Annotated in this window: 11 protein-coding genes; 4 read left to right on the top strand and 7 right to left on the bottom strand. The window is 71.7% G+C overall.

Annotated features, from left to right (window positions below; all coding sequences use genetic code 11):
* Nucleotides 1-98: 98 nt before the first annotated feature.
* A complete protein-coding gene (gene sepH, locus M3666_RS08520; RefSeq protein ID WP_209682847.1) occupies nt 99-1103 on the top strand; it encodes a septation protein SepH in 1005 nt (334 codons plus the stop codon).
* A gap of 94 nt (nt 1104-1197) precedes the next feature.
* Here sepH and M3666_RS08515 read toward each other — a convergent pair whose 3' ends face one another.
* Nucleotides 1198-2364, bottom strand: coding sequence for an alkaline phosphatase family protein (locus tag M3666_RS08515; RefSeq protein WP_251154992.1), 1167 nt, complete (start codon nt 2362-2364; stop codon nt 1198-1200).
* A gap of 25 nt (nt 2365-2389) precedes the next feature.
* Here M3666_RS08515 and M3666_RS08510 point away from each other — a divergent pair, with 25 nt between their 5' ends.
* A complete protein-coding gene (locus M3666_RS08510) occupies nt 2390-4876 on the top strand; it encodes a DNA topoisomerase (ATP-hydrolyzing) subunit A (RefSeq protein ID WP_251154991.1) in 2487 nt (828 codons plus the stop codon).
* Between the two features lie 453 nt (nt 4877-5329).
* Here the strand turns inward: M3666_RS08510 and M3666_RS08505 are convergent, their stop codons facing one another.
* On the bottom strand, nt 5330-7447 hold the full coding sequence (locus M3666_RS08505; RefSeq protein WP_066654061.1) for a type IIA DNA topoisomerase subunit B: 2118 nt from the start codon (nt 7445-7447) through the stop codon (nt 5330-5332).
* A gap of 177 nt (nt 7448-7624) precedes the next feature.
* Here M3666_RS08505 and M3666_RS08500 point away from each other — a divergent pair, with 177 nt between their 5' ends.
* Nucleotides 7625-7849, top strand: coding sequence for a hypothetical protein (locus M3666_RS08500; protein WP_066654059.1), 225 nt, complete (start codon nt 7625-7627; stop codon nt 7847-7849).
* Between the two features lie 30 nt (nt 7850-7879).
* Here M3666_RS08500 and M3666_RS08495 read toward each other — a convergent pair whose 3' ends face one another.
* The 5 genes from M3666_RS08495 to M3666_RS08475 all read right to left on the bottom strand — a co-directional run bounded on the left by M3666_RS08495 (nt 7880) and on the right by M3666_RS08475 (nt 13770).
* A complete protein-coding gene (locus M3666_RS08495; RefSeq protein ID WP_066654057.1) occupies nt 7880-8653 on the bottom strand; it encodes a type 1 glutamine amidotransferase in 774 nt (257 codons plus the stop codon).
* On the bottom strand, nt 8650-9909 hold the full coding sequence (locus M3666_RS08490; protein WP_209682856.1) for a MurT ligase domain-containing protein: 1260 nt from the start codon (nt 9907-9909) through the stop codon (nt 8650-8652). Before M3666_RS08490 ends, M3666_RS08495 begins: the two co-directional genes overlap by 4 nt.
* Nucleotides 9910-9913: 4 nt before the next feature.
* Nucleotides 9914-11206, bottom strand: coding sequence for an RNA polymerase sigma factor (locus tag M3666_RS08485; RefSeq protein WP_251154990.1), 1293 nt, complete (start codon nt 11204-11206; stop codon nt 9914-9916).
* 192 nt (nt 11207-11398) lie between these two features.
* A complete protein-coding gene (locus tag M3666_RS08480; protein WP_209682862.1) occupies nt 11399-12724 on the bottom strand; it encodes a nitrate/nitrite transporter in 1326 nt (441 codons plus the stop codon).
* A gap of 113 nt (nt 12725-12837) precedes the next feature.
* Nucleotides 12838-13770 carry a proteasome assembly chaperone family protein gene (locus M3666_RS08475; protein ID WP_209682865.1) on the bottom strand — a complete coding sequence of 311 codons (933 nt, stop codon included), beginning with the start codon at nt 13768-13770 and terminating at the stop codon, nt 12838-12840.
* Nucleotides 13771-13846: 76 nt separating this feature from the next.
* On the opposite strand from M3666_RS08475, the gene M3666_RS08470 reads away from it, so the two are divergent.
* Nucleotides 13847-15328, top strand: coding sequence for a leucyl aminopeptidase (locus M3666_RS08470; RefSeq protein ID WP_251154989.1), 1482 nt, complete (start codon nt 13847-13849; stop codon nt 15326-15328).
* Nucleotides 15329-15406 lie beyond the last annotated feature (78 nt).

Here is a 15406-nt window from a genome sequence, read left to right as displayed (position 1 = left end):
GCCCGTGCGCCTCCGCGGCAACGGGGATGCACCGCTGCATACTCCTGGGGTACGAGCACGACCGTACGCAACGCTCGGGAGGCGCAACCATGCAAGACGTGAGAGTCATCGGAGTCGAGTCCGGGGCACTCCTGCTCGCGACCGACGGCGGCACCGAGTACCGGTTGCCGGTCACCGCGTCGCTGACGAGCCAGGTCCGCCAGGCCAACCCCGACGCCGGCCCCCAGAAGCGCGTGTCGCCGAAGGACGTGCAGGCCCGCATCCGTGGTGGCGCCGACGCGGCCGACGTCGCAGCGGCGCTCGACGTCGACGTCGAGTACGTCCGGCGGTTCGAGGGTCCGGTGCTCGCCGAGCGTTCCTTCGTCCTCGACGCCGCACGACGTGTCCCGGTCACCCCGACCGACGCCGAGGCGCCCGACACCTTCGGCGAGGCCATCGAGGCCAAGCTCGAGGCCGGCGACGCGACCGACATCGCGTGGGCGTCGTGGAAGAACGCCGAGCAGGGGTGGCAGGTCCGGGTCCGCTACACCGCGTCCGAGGTCGAGCACGACGCGCAGTGGTCCTTCGACCCCAAGACGTCGACGCTCACGCCCGACAACGGCGACGCCCACCGCCTCTCCGACACCGACGACGAGGGCATCGCTCCGCGCCTGCGTGCGGTGGAGAACGACCACCACGACGCCGACGGCACGCGCTTCGACTCCGGTGCCTTCCGCGTCGAGCAGACCGAGGACGCGCCGGCCCCCGAGGCCCAGGAGCGTCCGCTCCGTGCGCCGCTCCCCCGCATCGGTGCCGCGCCCGTCGAGGAACGCTCGCCCGGCAACGAGACCGCCGACCTGCTCGAGGCACTCCGCCGTCGGCGCGGTGAGCGCGAGGCGGCATCCTTCACCGAACAGCAGGACGAGCCCCGCGGGACCTCCATCAGCGTCGTGGACGTCCCCCTCCAGGGCTGGGACTCGCCGGCCTCCGCCCCCGAGCGTGACGACCGTCCGGCATCGGCTCCCGAGACCGACGGCCGCTCCGAGCGCAAGAAGCGCAACCGCCGGTCGATGCCGAGCTGGGACGAGATCGTCTTCGGCACCCGCCCGGAGGACCCCGCCTGATCCAGCCTCCTCGGTCCGGTCCGTCCGGCCTGGAGGCCCGGTGCAGCCCCGCCACGCTCGTCGCGTCGCGGGGCTGCTCGCGTTCCCGCCCGGGTCAGCCCGCGAAGGCGCCCGCCAGCCGCAGGGGCACGAAGACCTCGTCGTCCGTCATGGCACCGTGCTGCCCGATCATCCGCTTCGGCTCCTTGCGCGGGTCGAGGTCGCGGTCGTCGTTGAAGGCCCACGACCCCCTCGCGACCACGACGACGTCCCCGATGCGCGGGAGCACGCGGTCGTCCACGGCACCGAACCACCCGGCGGCCACGGCCTCGTCGCGGCTGGCGACGTACGCCTTCTTGCCGTAGCGGGTGCGCCAGGCCTCGACCAGCGCCGGGACGTCGGTGCCGGGGCGCACGACCAGCTGTCGGCAGCGGGGGTCCCCGGCGATCCCCACGACGTCCACGAGGAGCGCGGGGTCCATCGCGATGTTCGCCTCGGTCGGCACGTCGAGCACGCCGTGGTCGGCCGTCACGAGGATGCCCACGTCGGCGGCGCCGCGGGTCGCGAGCCGGGCGAGCTCGCCGTCGAGTGACTCGAGCGCCGCGGTCCAGCGGTCCGACTCCCACCCGTGCTTGTGCCCGATCGAGTCGAGCTCCGGCACGTAGAGGTAGACGAGCGATCGGCCGGACGCCGTCGCCGCCAGTGCGGCGTCGACCCGCTGCGCGATGCTGTCGGCTGCGGTGTACCGGGCACCGCCGAGCACGTTCGCGGTCATCCCCGAGGACTCGTAGCGGGCCGGACCGACCACCACGGGCTCGATGCCGAGCGCGCTGGCCTCGGTGAAGACGGTGTCGGCGAGCAGCCACCCCGTCGGCACCTCGGAGTCCCAGCCGGAGAGCAGGTTGACCACCCGCTCGCCCTCGGGCTCCCACCCGCTGTAGCCGACCACGCCGTGCGTGCCGGGCGAGCGGCCGGTCGTCAGGGTGCTGAGCGCCGCGGCGGTCGTCGTCGGGAACCCGCTGCGCAGGCGCTTGAGGGTGCCGCCGCCGGTGGCGGCGGTGAGCCAGCGGGCGTGCCCGGCGCGGGCCGACAGGGCGGACGACCCGAGGCCGTCGACCAGCACGACGACGACCGAGCGGGCGGGACGGAGGGTGATCCGTGCCTCCCGGCCGGTGGTGCGCAACCACGTGTTGTCGGCGGCGCCGAGCGCGACGAGGCAACTCGGCAGCACGTCGGCGAGGTTCGCGGTGGTGTCTGGGGCGCTCGGTACGCTGGGGGGCACCCCACGATCCTCCCAGAAAGGTCCCATGGCACGCACGGAAGCAGTCGGTCTGCCCGACGGTGAGCGCATCGAGGACGTCGACGTCTCCGAGGAGATGCAGGGTTCGTTCCTCGAGTACGCGTACTCCGTCATCTACTCGCGAGCCCTGCCGGACGCGCGCGACGGCCTCAAGCCGGTGCAGCGACGCATCCTCTACCAGATGGCGGAGATGGGGCTCCGACCGGACCGTGGGCACGTGAAGAGCGCCCGCGTCACCGGCGAGGTGATGGGCAAGCTGCACCCGCACGGCGACGGCGCGATCTACGACGCCCTCGTGCGCCTGGCGCAGCCGTTCACGATGCGTGTGCCGCTGGTCGACGGGCACGGCAACTTCGGGTCGCTCGACGACGGCCCCGCGGCCGCCCGGTACACCGAGGCCCGTCTGGCCGAGCCGTCGATGGCGATGACGGAGGGCCTGGGCGAGGACGTGGTCGACTTCGTCCCGAACTACGACAACCAGATCATGCAGCCGGGCGTGCTGCCGGCGGCGTTCCCGAACCTGCTCGTCAACGGCGCCTCGGGCATCGCGGTCGGCATGGCGACGAACATGGCGCCGCACAACCTGGGCGAGGTCGTCGAGGCCGCGAAGCACCTGCTCCTGAACCCGACGGCGACCCTCGAGGAACTGATGGAGTTCGTGCCGGGCCCGGACCTGCCGTCCGGTGGCACGATCGTCGGGCTCTCCGGGGTGCGCGACGCCTACGCGACGGGCCGCGGCTCGTTCCGCACCCGGGCGAAGGTGTCCGTCGAGAACCTCACGCCGCGCAAGGTCGGCCTCGTCGTCACGGAGCTGCCGTACCTGGTCGGCCCCGAACGCGTGATCGAGAAGATCAAGGACGGCGTCCAGGCGAAGAAGCTCGTCGGCATCTCCGACGTCAACGACCTGACGGACCGGAACCACGGGCTGCGGCTGGTCATCGGCATCAAGTCCGGCTTCAACCCGACGGCCGTGCTCGAGCAGCTCTACAAGCACACCCCGCTCGAGGACGGCTTCGGCATCAACAACGTCGCGCTCGTGCAGGGGTCACCGCGCACGCTCGGCCTGCGCGAACTGCTCGACGTCTACGTGCAGCACCGGCTCGACGTGGTCACCCGGCGCTCCCGGTACCGGCTCGCCCGTCGGAAGGAACGGCTGCACCTCGTCGAGGGTCTGCTCATCGCGATCCTCGACATCGACGAGGTCATCGAGGTCATCCGCTCGTCCGACGACTCCGAGGCCGCACGGACGAAGCTGCAGGACGTCTTCGACCTGTCCGAGGTGCAGGCCGAGTACATCCTCGAGCTGCGTCTGCGGCGCCTGACGAAGTTCTCGCGCCTCGAGCTCGAGGGCGAGCGCGACCAGCTCCTCGCAGACATCGCCGCGCTCGAGGAACTGCTGGCGTCCGATGCCCGGCTCCGTGCTCAGGTTGCGGTCGAACTGACCGAGGTCTCCGACCGGTTCGCCACGCCGCGCCGCACCCTGCTCACCGAGGCGGATGCCCCGGTGCGCGGTGGTCGCAAGGCTGCGGTCGACCCCGAGTCGCTGCAGATCGCCGACGCTCCGTGCCGTGTGCTGCTCTCCACGACCGGTCGACTCGTGCGGGTGGACATCCCCTCCTCGGACCTCGGGATCGTGCGGGTGCCGAAGCGGTCGAAGCACGACGCGGTCCGCTCGACCGTCGTCTCCACCGTCCGTGGGCAGGTCGGTGCACTGACCTCGACCGGCCGCGTGCTGCGGTTCTCCCCCGTCGACGTCCCCGCGGTGCCGCCGGCGTCCGTCCGGCTCGACGCCGGCGTGCGGGTGTCCGACTACCTCGGGATCGCTCGCACCGAGTCCGTCGTCGCGCTCGTCGACCTGTCCGCAGGGGCGGGCGACTCGCTCGCCATCGGTACCGCGCAGGGCGTCGTGAAGCGCGTCGCCACCGGCGCATGGCCGGACAAGGACGAGTTCGTCGCCATCGGGCTGAAGCCGAAGGACACCGTCGTCGGGGCCGCGCAGGCGCCCGAGTCGGACGACCTCGTGTTCATCACGTCGAACGCGCAGCTGCTGCGGTTCCCGGCTTCGGGCGTCCGGCCGCAGGGGCCGCCCGCGGGCGGCGTCGCCGGGGTCTCCCTGGCTTCCGGCGCATCGGTGATCTGGTTCGGGTCCGTGGCGCTGTCCGAGGACGCAGTGGTCGCCACCGTGTCGACGGCGTCGGGGGCGCTGCCCGGCACGGACCCCGGACGGGCGAAGGTCTCGGCGTTCTCGGAGTTCCCCGCGAAGGGCCGTGCGACGCAGGGTGTGCGGGCGCACGCGTTCCTCAAGGGCGAGGACGGGCTGACCGTGGCGTGGGCCGGCATCGCGCCGCCGCACGCCGTCGGGTCGGACGGAGCCGCGCGGACCCTGCCCGACTGGCTGTCGAAGCGCGACGGGTCGGGAGCGCCGCTCGAGGCCGTGATCGGCTCGATCGGCGGCAGCGCAGCAGCCCTGGACGGTACCGCGGGCGAGGCGTAGGCGGGGTCCCGCCCGCCGCTGCGCGCGAGTGTGCGGCCGCCGTGTTCCCGCCCTGGTCGCACGACTTGCCGTCCCGTGCCGCTGGTGACGGCGTGTCGTGCGACCGGAACGTCAGCACGCGGCGTGTCACGCGCCCGCAGGGTCGACCCGTCGGCCGGGGGGCGCGGTGGCAGTCAGCGCGTCACCTCCCGTCCGCCAGCTGGTCCCTCGACACGTCCAGGATGCCGCGAGACGCCGTGGGATCCACGAGACGGGGCCGAGTTCGCGAGACGCCGCCGGATCCGGCGGCGTCTCGGCACGACGACGGCGTCTCGTCCGGCCGGCGGTGTCTCGGCCAGACAGCAGAGGGCGAGAACCGTCGGCCAGCGCGAGTCTCGGGCCGTGCGCCGCCGACAGGCGCCGCTTCGCGTCGCTGTCCGTGCGCCGCTCCGCGTCGCCGCCGGGCCGCCGCCCCTACGCGTCGATGCGGTCGCGGTCGAGGCCCTCGCCGGCCAGGATGAACTCCTTGCGCGGCGCGACGTCGTTGCCCATCAGCAGCTCGAACACCTTCGCGGCGCTCTCGGCATCGGTCACGTTCACCCGACGGAGCGTGCGGTGCGCCCGGTCCATTGTCGTCTCGGCGAGCTGGTCGGCGTCCATCTCCCCCAGGCCCTTGTACCGCTGGATCGGCTCCTGGTACTTCTTGCCCTGCTTCGCGAGCTTCTTCAGCACCGCCTGCAGCTCGGCCTCGGAGTAGGTGTAGAGCGTGTCGTTCGGCTTGCCGCGGTTCACCACGACGACCCGGTGCAGCGGCGGCACGGCGGCGAACACCCGGCCCTGCTCGATCATCGGCCGCATGTACCGGAAGAACAGCGTCAGCAGGAGCGTGCGGATGTGGGCACCGTCGACGTCGGCGTCCGACATGATGATGATCTTGCCGTAGCGGGCCTGGTCGATCTCGAACGAGCGGCCGGAGCCGGCGCCGATGACCTGGATGATCGAGGCGCACTCGGTGTTGGACAGCATGTCCGACACCGAGGCCTTCTGCACGTTGAGGATCTTGCCGCGGATGGGCAGCAGCGCCTGGTACTCGCTGTTGCGGGCGAGCTTGGCGGTGCCGAGCGCGGAGTCGCCCTCGACGATGAAGAGCTCCGTACCCTCGGCGTCCTGCTTGCGGCAGTCGGCGAGCTTGGTCGGCAACGAGGAGTTCTCCAGCGCGTTCTTGCGCCGCTGCGTCTCCTTGTGCGCCCGCGCCGAGATGCGGGTCTTCATCTCGGCGACGACCTTCTCGAGCAGGGTCGCGGCCTGCGCCTTCTCGGTGCGCTGTGTCGAGGTGAGGACGTCGGTGAGCTGCTTCGCCACGACCTGGTCGACGATCTTCCGGACCGCGGGGGTGCCGAGGACCTCCTTCGTCTGCCCCTCGAACTGCGGCTCGGGCAGGCGGACGGTCAGCACGGCGGTGAGGCCTGCGAGCACGTCGTCCTTCTCGAGCTTGTCCTGCCCGACCTTGAGCTTGCGGGCGTTCGCCTCGACCTGCGTGCGCACGGCCTTGACGACGCCCGACTCGAAGCCGGTCAGGTGCGTGCCGCCCTTCGGCGTCGCGATGATGTTGACGAAGCTCCGCTCGACGGTCTCGTACCCGCTGCCCCACCGCATCGCGATGTCGACCTCGCAGGTCCGCTCGACCGAGGTGGACACCATGTGGCCCTTGTCGTCGAGCATCGGAACGGTCTCCGTGAAGGTCCCGGTGCCCTGGATGCGCCAGACGTCGGTGACCGCGGAGTCGACCGCCAGGTGCTCGACGAACTCGCTGATGCCGCCCTCGTACCGGAAGCGCTCGATGACCGGACCGGGCGCGACCGTCGTCCCGGTCGCCTCGGCACGCTGGGCGGCAGCCTCGATGGACGCGGCCCGTTCGTCGGTGATCGTGATGCCGAGCCCGGGCACCAGGAAGGCGGTCTGACGGGCGCGGTTGACCAGGTCGCCCGTGCTGAAACGGGCGTCCGTGGTGAAGATCTGTCGGTCCGCCCAGTACCGGATGCGGGACCCGGTGACCCCCTTCTTCACCTTGCCGACGACACGGAGCTCACTGCCCGAGGTGAACGGGGTGAAGGGCGCATCCGGCCCGTCACCGGCGAAGGTGCCGGGCTCGCCCCGGTGGAAGGACATCGCGTAGGTCTTGCCACCGCGGTCGACCTCGACGTCGAGGCGCTCCGACAGCGCGTTCACGACCGAGGCACCCACGCCGTGCAGGCCACCGGAGGCCGCGTACGACCCGGACCCGAACTTGCCGCCGGCGTGCAGCTTCGTGAACACGACCTCGACCCCGGTCAGGCCGGTCTTCGGTTCCACGTCGACGGGGATGCCGCGGGCGGTGTCGCGGACCTCGACGGAGCCGTCGGCGTGCAGCACGACCCCGATCTCGTCGCCGTGACCCGCGAGCGCTTCGTCGACGGAGTTGTCGATGATCTCCCACAGGCAGTGCATGAGCCCGCGCGAGTCCGTCGAGCCGATGTACATGCCCGGACGCTTCCGAACCGCCTCGAGCCCTTCGAGGACGGAGAGGTGTCGTGCAGAGTAGTCGGAGCTCACGTCCCGATGGTACCGAGGGGCACTGACAGCCAGACCGCCGGACAGCGGCGCGGCTCGGACTGGGGACAACCGCTCCGCGCTCAGCGAAACAGGCGGTCCGGGATGCACGGCTCCCAGCCACCACGTGTTCAAATGGTGGTCCACCCGCACCACCTGCGATCCGTGAGGAGCACAGCAATGACCCAGACCGTGCAGGACCTCTCCATCGACGAAGCCAGCAGCCACCAGCTCACCGCCGCTGACCGCTGCGACAGCTGCGGAGCGCAGGCGTACATCCGCGCCACCATGGCCAGCGGCGAGCTCTACTTCTGCGCCCACCACGGCGCCGAGTTCAAGGAGAAGCTCGCAGCTACCGCGCTCGAGTGGCACGACGAGAGCAGCCGACTCCACGAGTCGAAGTAGTCGTCACCAGACGGACGAACGGGAGGTCGACTAGGCGATCCGCTTGAAGGCCTTGTCGACGTAGCGGTCGACGGTCGCGCGCGCTTCGCGCGCGTACCGGTCGACGGTCGCCGTCCGCTCCGGGTCCGGCGCGTACTCGCGCCCGAGGCGCTTGGTCGCCGCAGCGAGCACCGCATCGGTCAGCTGCGGGTTGAGCGGCAGGATCGGCCCCTGGGTGTGCGTGCCGAAGGACGAACCCGTGATCGCCCCCTCGACGGCGGACCCGGCCTGGTTGCCGCCACCGGACACGACGTCGGCGAAGGGCTCGACGCCCGGAGCCAGTTCGATCCGGGTCGCGTGGTCCTCGAAGCCGGCGAGACGCTTCGGTGCGCCGGGCAGCAGGGGGTACCGCGTGTCGAGCACGAAGTAGTTCACCCGACGCTCGGCACCGCGGACGGCCCGCGCGTCGAACACGCCGAAGCCCGCGACGGGTGATCCCTCGGTGGGGACGACCTCGTTGGTCGCGAGGTCGAAGCCCCCGCCGACGGCCACGACGGGCACGCCGGCAGCGGCGAACTCGCGAAGGGACGCCCCGACACGCGTGACGTCGGCCCCGAGCGAGCGCATGGCGCTGAGCGGCCCGTTGCCCACGACGACGACGTCGGCCGCAGCAGGGAGCTGGTCGCCCGGCGCGTACGTGACGACCTCCGTGGCGATGCCGGCGGCCTCGGCACGGCGGGTGAGGGCCACGACGTTGCCACGGTCGCCCGAGACCCCCATCTGACGCGGGTAGACGTGCAGGATGGTCAGCCGGTCGGCCGTCATGCGGTCTTCTCCATGTCGCCGTGGCCGAGGGCCTTGCGGGCGATCATCATGATCTCGTAGTTGACGATGAAGTTCTTCGTCCCCGACGTCGTCGAGCCGAGCTGCTCCATGTGCCGGATGGCAGCCTCGACGTCGGGCTCGACACGGCCGATGCGGACACCGGCGTGCTCGAGCGCGATGGCGATCTGCCACGCCTTGTCCCCGGACACGACGTCCACGTGGTCGAGCTTCGAGAAGTCGATGTCGTAGATCCAGGAGATGTCCGGGGTGCCCTCGTCGATCGCCATGAGGACCTGCTCCGGGCGGTCCGGCAGGGCGTCGAGGTTGAGCTGCAGGCTCGCCGCGTTCTTGAACATCGTGAACTCGGCGGACTCGCCAGCGATCGGCAGGCGCTCGCCTCGCCCGTACGCGGGCTTCATCGTGCCGAAGGCCCTCGTGACGGCGTCGGCCCGGAACTGCGCACCCAGTGCGGCGCTCGCAGTCGCGGTCGCAGCCGCCGCGTCCACCGCGTAGTGCAGGCCCCGTGCCGGCAGCCGGACGGGGATGTCGGTGCCGTCGAACCGGATCGTCGCTCCGTCGCCGGTGTTGGCGACGACCTCGGACTCGGCAGGGTTCGGCTCGCCGGCGGTCCGGTCGAAGTCGTCGGCGTTCTGCAGCCCGTTCGGGGCCGCAGCGACGACCTCGGCGCTCGCGCCGAAGCGGAGCACACGCTGGCCCGAGCGGCCCGCGTACGCGTCGAGGAACTGGTCGTCCCGGTTCGTGATGACGTTCGCCGTGGACAGCGCCGCCGTGTCGAGCATCATCGTCGCGACGCGCTCGGTCTCGAAGAACCGGTAGAGCTGGTCGACCTGCACGTTGAGCATCGTCACCGTCGACGGGGACAGGATGCCGGCGAGCTCGACCGCGAAGGCCTCGTCCACCTCGAGGATGCCGATGTCCGCCTTGAGCCTGCCGGTCAGCGACACCTCGGACAACAGCGCCGAGGCGATGCCCTGCGGCAGGTTCGCACCGGACGGGTTCGTGAAGACGCGGAGGCCGTGTGCCCGGACGATGTCCGAGATCATGTGCGTCGTCGTCGACTTGCCGTTGGAGCCGAGCACGAAGACGACGCCGTTCGGGAACTGCTTCGTCACGTGCTGGAGGAAGTCCGGCACCAGCTTGAGGACGATGTAGCCCGGGTAGGCGGACCCGCCGCCCCGCGCACGTGCGAGGGCACGGAGGACCCGCCCGACCAGGATCGGGATGAGGAAGCGCATCGGCCTACTCGAGGTAGTCGCGGAGCGACTGCGACCGGGACGGGTGGCGGAGCTTCGCCATCGTCTTGGACTCGATCTGCCGGATCCGCTCGCGCGTCACGCCGAACGTGTCCCCGATCTGGTCGAGGGTCTTCGGCTGACCGTCACCGAGGCCGAAGCGCATGCGGATCACGCCCGCCTCGCGCTCGGACAGGGAGTCGAGCAGGCTCTCGAGCTGCTTCTGCAGCATCGTGAAGCCCACGGCGTCGGCCGGCACGACCGCCTCGGTGTCCTCGATCAGGTCGCCGAACTCCGAGTCGCCGTCCTCACCCAGCGGGGTGTGGAGCGAGATCGGCTCGCGACCGTACTTCTGCACCTCGACGACCTTCTCCGGGGTCATGTCGAGCTCGCGGGCGAGCTCTTCCGGAGTGGGCTCGCGACCGAGGTCCTGCAGCATCTGGCGCTGCACACGGGCCAGCTTGTTGATGACCTCGACCATGTGCACCGGGATGCGGATGGTGCGGGCCTGGTCGGCCATCGCGCGGGTGATCGCCTGACGGATCCACCAGGTGGCGTACGTCGAGAACTTGAAGCCCTTGGTGTAGTCGAACTTCTCGACCGCACGGATCAGACCGAGGTTGCCCTCCTGGATGAGGTCCAGGAACTGCATGCCGCGGCCCGTGTACCGCTTGGCCAGCGAGACGACGAGGCGCAGGTTCGCGCCGAGCAGGTGAGACTTCGCGCGCTGCCCGTCACGGGCGACCCAGCGGAGCTCGCGCTCCTCCGGCTTGGAGAGACCGGTCGAGTGCTGCAGCCTGTCCTCGGCGAACAGGCCGGCCTCGATCCGCATCGCGAGCTCGACCTCCTGCTCGGCGTTGAGGAGCGCGACCTTGCCGATCTGCTTCAGGTAGTCCTTGACCGGGTCGGCGGTGGCGCCGGTGATCGTGGTCGAGTAGACCGGTGCCTCGTCGTCGTCGGACTGCGAGATGACGAGCGCGCCCGCGGCGACCGCTGCTGCGGCGTCCGGCTTGGCGTCCTTCTCCTCGGTCTCGGTGTCCTCGGCGTCGTCCGTCGAGTCGACGGCGTCGTCCGCGGGCTCGACGGCCTCGTCGTCCTCGTCCTCGTCGTCGGCCTTCTTCTTCGCGCGCGTGGCCGTCTTCTTCGGCGCTGCCTTCGCAGCGGGCTTCTTCGCGGCGGTGGTCTTGGTGGCGCGCTTCTTCGGCGCAGCCTTCCCCTCGGCCGCGTCGGCGTCGTCCGCCGCGACGGCCTCGGGCTCGGTGTCCTTCGTGGGATCGATCGTCGTGCTCCGGGCAGCCATGCGATCACCTCTCTCGTCGTGCCACGTTCGTGGGGTCGTGGCTTCCCTCGCCGCCCAGGGCCTGGGCCGCAGTCCCCCGCGTCGTCAGGTCCTACCGTTCCGGGCAGCATGAGGACCCATGTCAAGTCCCCCGACCCCCGCGGCGCAGCGAGGCGACGCGGTCGTGAGGGGCCCGAACGGGTCCGTCCTCCATTATTGCACGGCCTGCTTCCGCAGGCGCGCAACCAGTGCAACCCAGAGCGGCCCCACCCGTATTCCGTCCTGCGCGTGCATCTGTCGCCGGGTCCGTCGGCGCGCGAGCAGCAGCATCACGACGCCGAACCCGACCACCACGTACTGCACGGTGAGCGCGATGCGGAAGTTGTCCCAGGCGAACACCGTGCGCCCCGTCGCGCCCGACACGACGTCGAGCAGCGTCCCGATGAGGAACATCATGACGAAGGCCGCCAGGAACCCACCGACGTTCACGACGCCGTTCGCCGAACCGAGCGACCCGACCGGGTTGAAGCTGCGCGCGAAGTCGAAACCGATGAGGGATCCCGGGCCGCCGACCCCCATCGCGACCACGAGCAGGACGAGCAGCCACGTCGGCGGGTGCCCCGGCCAGAGCAGCACCGCCGTCCACACCACCCCGAGCGCCAGGACGATGCCGAGCACCAGGTTCGACCGCCGGAGCGGGAACCGGGCGCAGAGCACGCCGAGCACCGGACCCACGACGAAGCCGGTGACGACGACGACGGTGAGGAAGCCAGCCGCCTCGGACGGGCTGTACCCGAGGCCGCGCAGCATCGGGACGCCCCACAGCAACGAGAAGACCGTGCCGGACGACTGCGTGACGTAGTGGGACCAGAAGCCGAGCTGCGTGCCCGGCCGCCGCAGCGCGTGCCCGAAGGTGTGGAAGGCGCCGCGCCACGAGTGCGGCAGGGGCAGTGGGATGGTGTCGGTCCGCACCGCGACGGGGCCGTTGCGGACGAAGACGACCGCCAGCACGAGACCGCCCAGGCTCGCGGCCGCGGCGACCCCGAACGCCGGGGTCCACCCGGCGGTGTGCAGGAGCACGGCGAACGGGAAGGCCGACAGGACCTGTCCGACCTGGCCGAGGTTGCCCGTCCACTGCGAGATCTGCGGCAGGATGCGGCCCGTGAACCACATCGGGACCAGACGGATCACCGAGATGAACGTCATCGCGTCGCCGGCCCCGACGAGCACCCGGCCCGCGATGGCCGGGCCGATCGTCGGCGAGAACGCGACGACGACCTGGCCGACCACGAGCAGCGCGGCGCCCAGCAGCACCAGCCTGCGCGGCCCCACCCGGTCGAGCGCGATCCCCACCGGGATCTGCAGCCCGGCGTAGACGGCGATCTGCACGACGGCGAGCGTGGACAGGACCGCGGCCGAGACCGCGAAGCGGTCCTGCGCGTCGACGCCGGAGACCCCGAGCGATGACCGCTGCACCACGGCGAGGACGTAGGCGAGCACCGCGACGCCCCAGACGAGGAAGGCACGGCGGGAGTTCACCCGACAAGGCTACCGACGCGCGGCCCGCGCCCGACACGTGCTGTGGAGGACGGGAGGCGCGGTGCGGGCTGTGGAGGAGCCTCCAGGCCGCGAGCGGCGCGGCACACTCCCCGTCAGTCGGTCGACGCGTCGCCGTCGGACCGCCGGTCGGCCAGGAAGCGCTCGAGCTCGGCCGCGATCGCATCGGCGGTCGGGACCTCGCCGTCCTCGTTCGTCAGGGGCGACGCGACCGGGTTGCCCTCCATGTAGGTGTCGTGCCGTTCCTCGAGCACCCCGACCAGGCGCTGGAGCTCGGGGTTCCCCGCGACCTGCTCGTCGACGCGTGTGCGGAACTCGCGGTCGGACGCACGCAGCGCGTCGGTCGGGAAGATCAGACCGGTGGCCGCCGCGATGCTCGACAGTGCGGTGACCGCGGCGTCGGGGAACTCGGTGTCGCCGAGGTAGTGCGGGACCAGCAGGACGAGCCCGGTGACCGATGCACCCAGCTGCGTCAGCCGGTGCTCGACCAGGTGCAGGACGTTCGCGGGCGCCTGCGTCTCCGGCTTCCACACGCTCAGCTGCTCGACCAGGTCCGCGCGGGTCCCCGACACCGTCAGACTGATCGGACGGGTGTGGGGGACGGGCATGGGGATGGACTGGACCCACGTCGTGTCCGCGACCTGCAGGCGGTCGGCGAGGCCGGTGACGGCGTCGACGAACCGGTTCCACTGGAAGTCCGGCTCGTACCCGGTGAGGAACAGGAACGGCTGCCCGAGCTCGTCGCGCACCAGGTGCAGCGCCAGGCGCGGCGGTTCGACGGCCGTGATGTGGTCGTGCTCGAAGGTGATGACCGGCCGGCGGGCGCGCCAGTCGAGCAGGACGTCCGGGTCGAACTCCGCGACGAGCTCGTGGTCGAGGCCGTCGAGGATCGACGTGGCCACCTGCGCGACGGCGGACCCCGCGTCGACGAAGCCGGTCAGGCCCGCGACCAGGTGCAGCCCGGCCGGGACGGTCGGCGCGCCGTCGGGAGCGGAGTACAGGTCCTCGGGGTGGTTCACCGTCCCCATGCTAGGCGGCACCCCCGACCCGACCCCTGCGCCGGCCCGACGCTCTCGGCGAACACGTGCTGGCTAGGCTGGGCGCATGGTCCGACCGACGCTCTCCACCACCACCTCGACCCCCTCCGACGTCGACGCCGACGTCCTCGTGCTCGGCGTCCGCTCGGGCACCGGCGGCGGTGCCCCCACGATCGCTCCGAGCGCTGCCGGCGCCCTGGACGCGCTCGCCGACCTCGACCTGGGCTCCGTCGGTGTGACGGGTGCGAAGGACCAGCTGGTCCGCCTCCCCGGTACCGGCGTCGCCGCGGCCGGCATCGCGCTCGTCGGCCTCGGCGCCACGATCGACGCGGCGTCCGTCCGCGCGGCCGCCGGCAGCGCGGTCCGCCAGCTCCCCCAGGCGGCGTCGATCGCCCTGGCGCTGCCGGCCGACTCGGCCGAGCTCGTCGACGCCGCGCTCGAGGGTGCGGCGCTCGGCTCCTACGCCTTCACCCGGCACAAGGGCACCGGCACGACCGCTCCGGCCCGGGGCGATCAGCGCATCGCGGTCGTCGCGCCGGCCGACACCGCCGCCGACGCCACCGTCCGGCCCGCGATCGTCGCCGACGCGGCTGCGCTCGTCCGTGACCTCGTGAACACCGCCGCCGGCGACCTCGGCCCGGCGGACGTCGCCGACGTCGCCGTCGCGCAGGCCGAGGGCCTCCCCCTCACCGTCGAGGTCCTCGACGAGCAGCAGCTCGAGGAGCAGGGCTTCGGGGGCATCCTCGGGGTCGGCCGCGGCTCCGAGCGTCCCCCGCGCCTGGTCGTCGTCCGCTACGAGCCGTCGTCGGCGTCCAAGCACCTCGCGCTGGTCGGCAAGGGCATCACCTTCGACTCCGGCGGCCTCTCGCTGAAGCCCGCCGCGTCGATGCTCGGCATGAAGACCGACATGACCGGCGCCGCCACCGTGCTCGCCGCGACGATCGCCGCCGCGCGCCTCGGCCTCGACACGAAGGTCACCGCCTGGCTGTGCCTCGCCGAGAACATGCCGTCCGGCTCCGCGACGCGCCCCGGCGACGTGCTCACCCTGAAGAACGGGAAGACCGTCGAGGTCACGAACACCGACGCCGAGGGCCGACTCGTCCTCGGCGACGGCATGGTCGCCGCCTCGCTCGAGCAGCCCGACGCCCTCGTCGACGTCGCGACGCTCACCGGCGCACAGGTCGTCGCCCTCGGCGACCGGACCACCGGCCTGATGGGCAGCGACGACCTGGTCGCACGGGTCCGCGCGGTCGCCGACGCCGTCGCCGAGCCGATCTGGCCGATGCCCCTGCCCGAGGAGCTCGACGCGCGACTCGCCAGCGACGTCGCCGACATGGTCAACGCGACCGTGGGCAACCCGGCCGGTGGGATGCTCCTCGCCGGCAAGTTCCTCGAGCGGTTCGTGGGCGACGGCGTGCCGTGGGCGCACCTCGACATCGCGGGCCCCTCGGAGCACAAGGGCGGCGGGTACGGCTGGCTCGGCAAGGGCGCGACCGGCGTCATGGTCCGGACGCTCATCGGGCTCGCAGAAGAGCTCCAGTCCAGGTAGTAGGTTGGTGTCCGGCGGGCTGCGCACCGACGCGCGTCCGCCGGAACCAGCGGGACGGGACCGGAACCATGCGGTCCG

The sequence above is a fragment of the Curtobacterium sp. ODYSSEY 48 V2 genome (assembly GCF_023712625.1).
GTDB lineage: Bacteria > Actinomycetota > Actinomycetes > Actinomycetales > Microbacteriaceae > Curtobacterium.
This window is presented reverse-complemented; position numbering and strand designations above follow the sequence as displayed.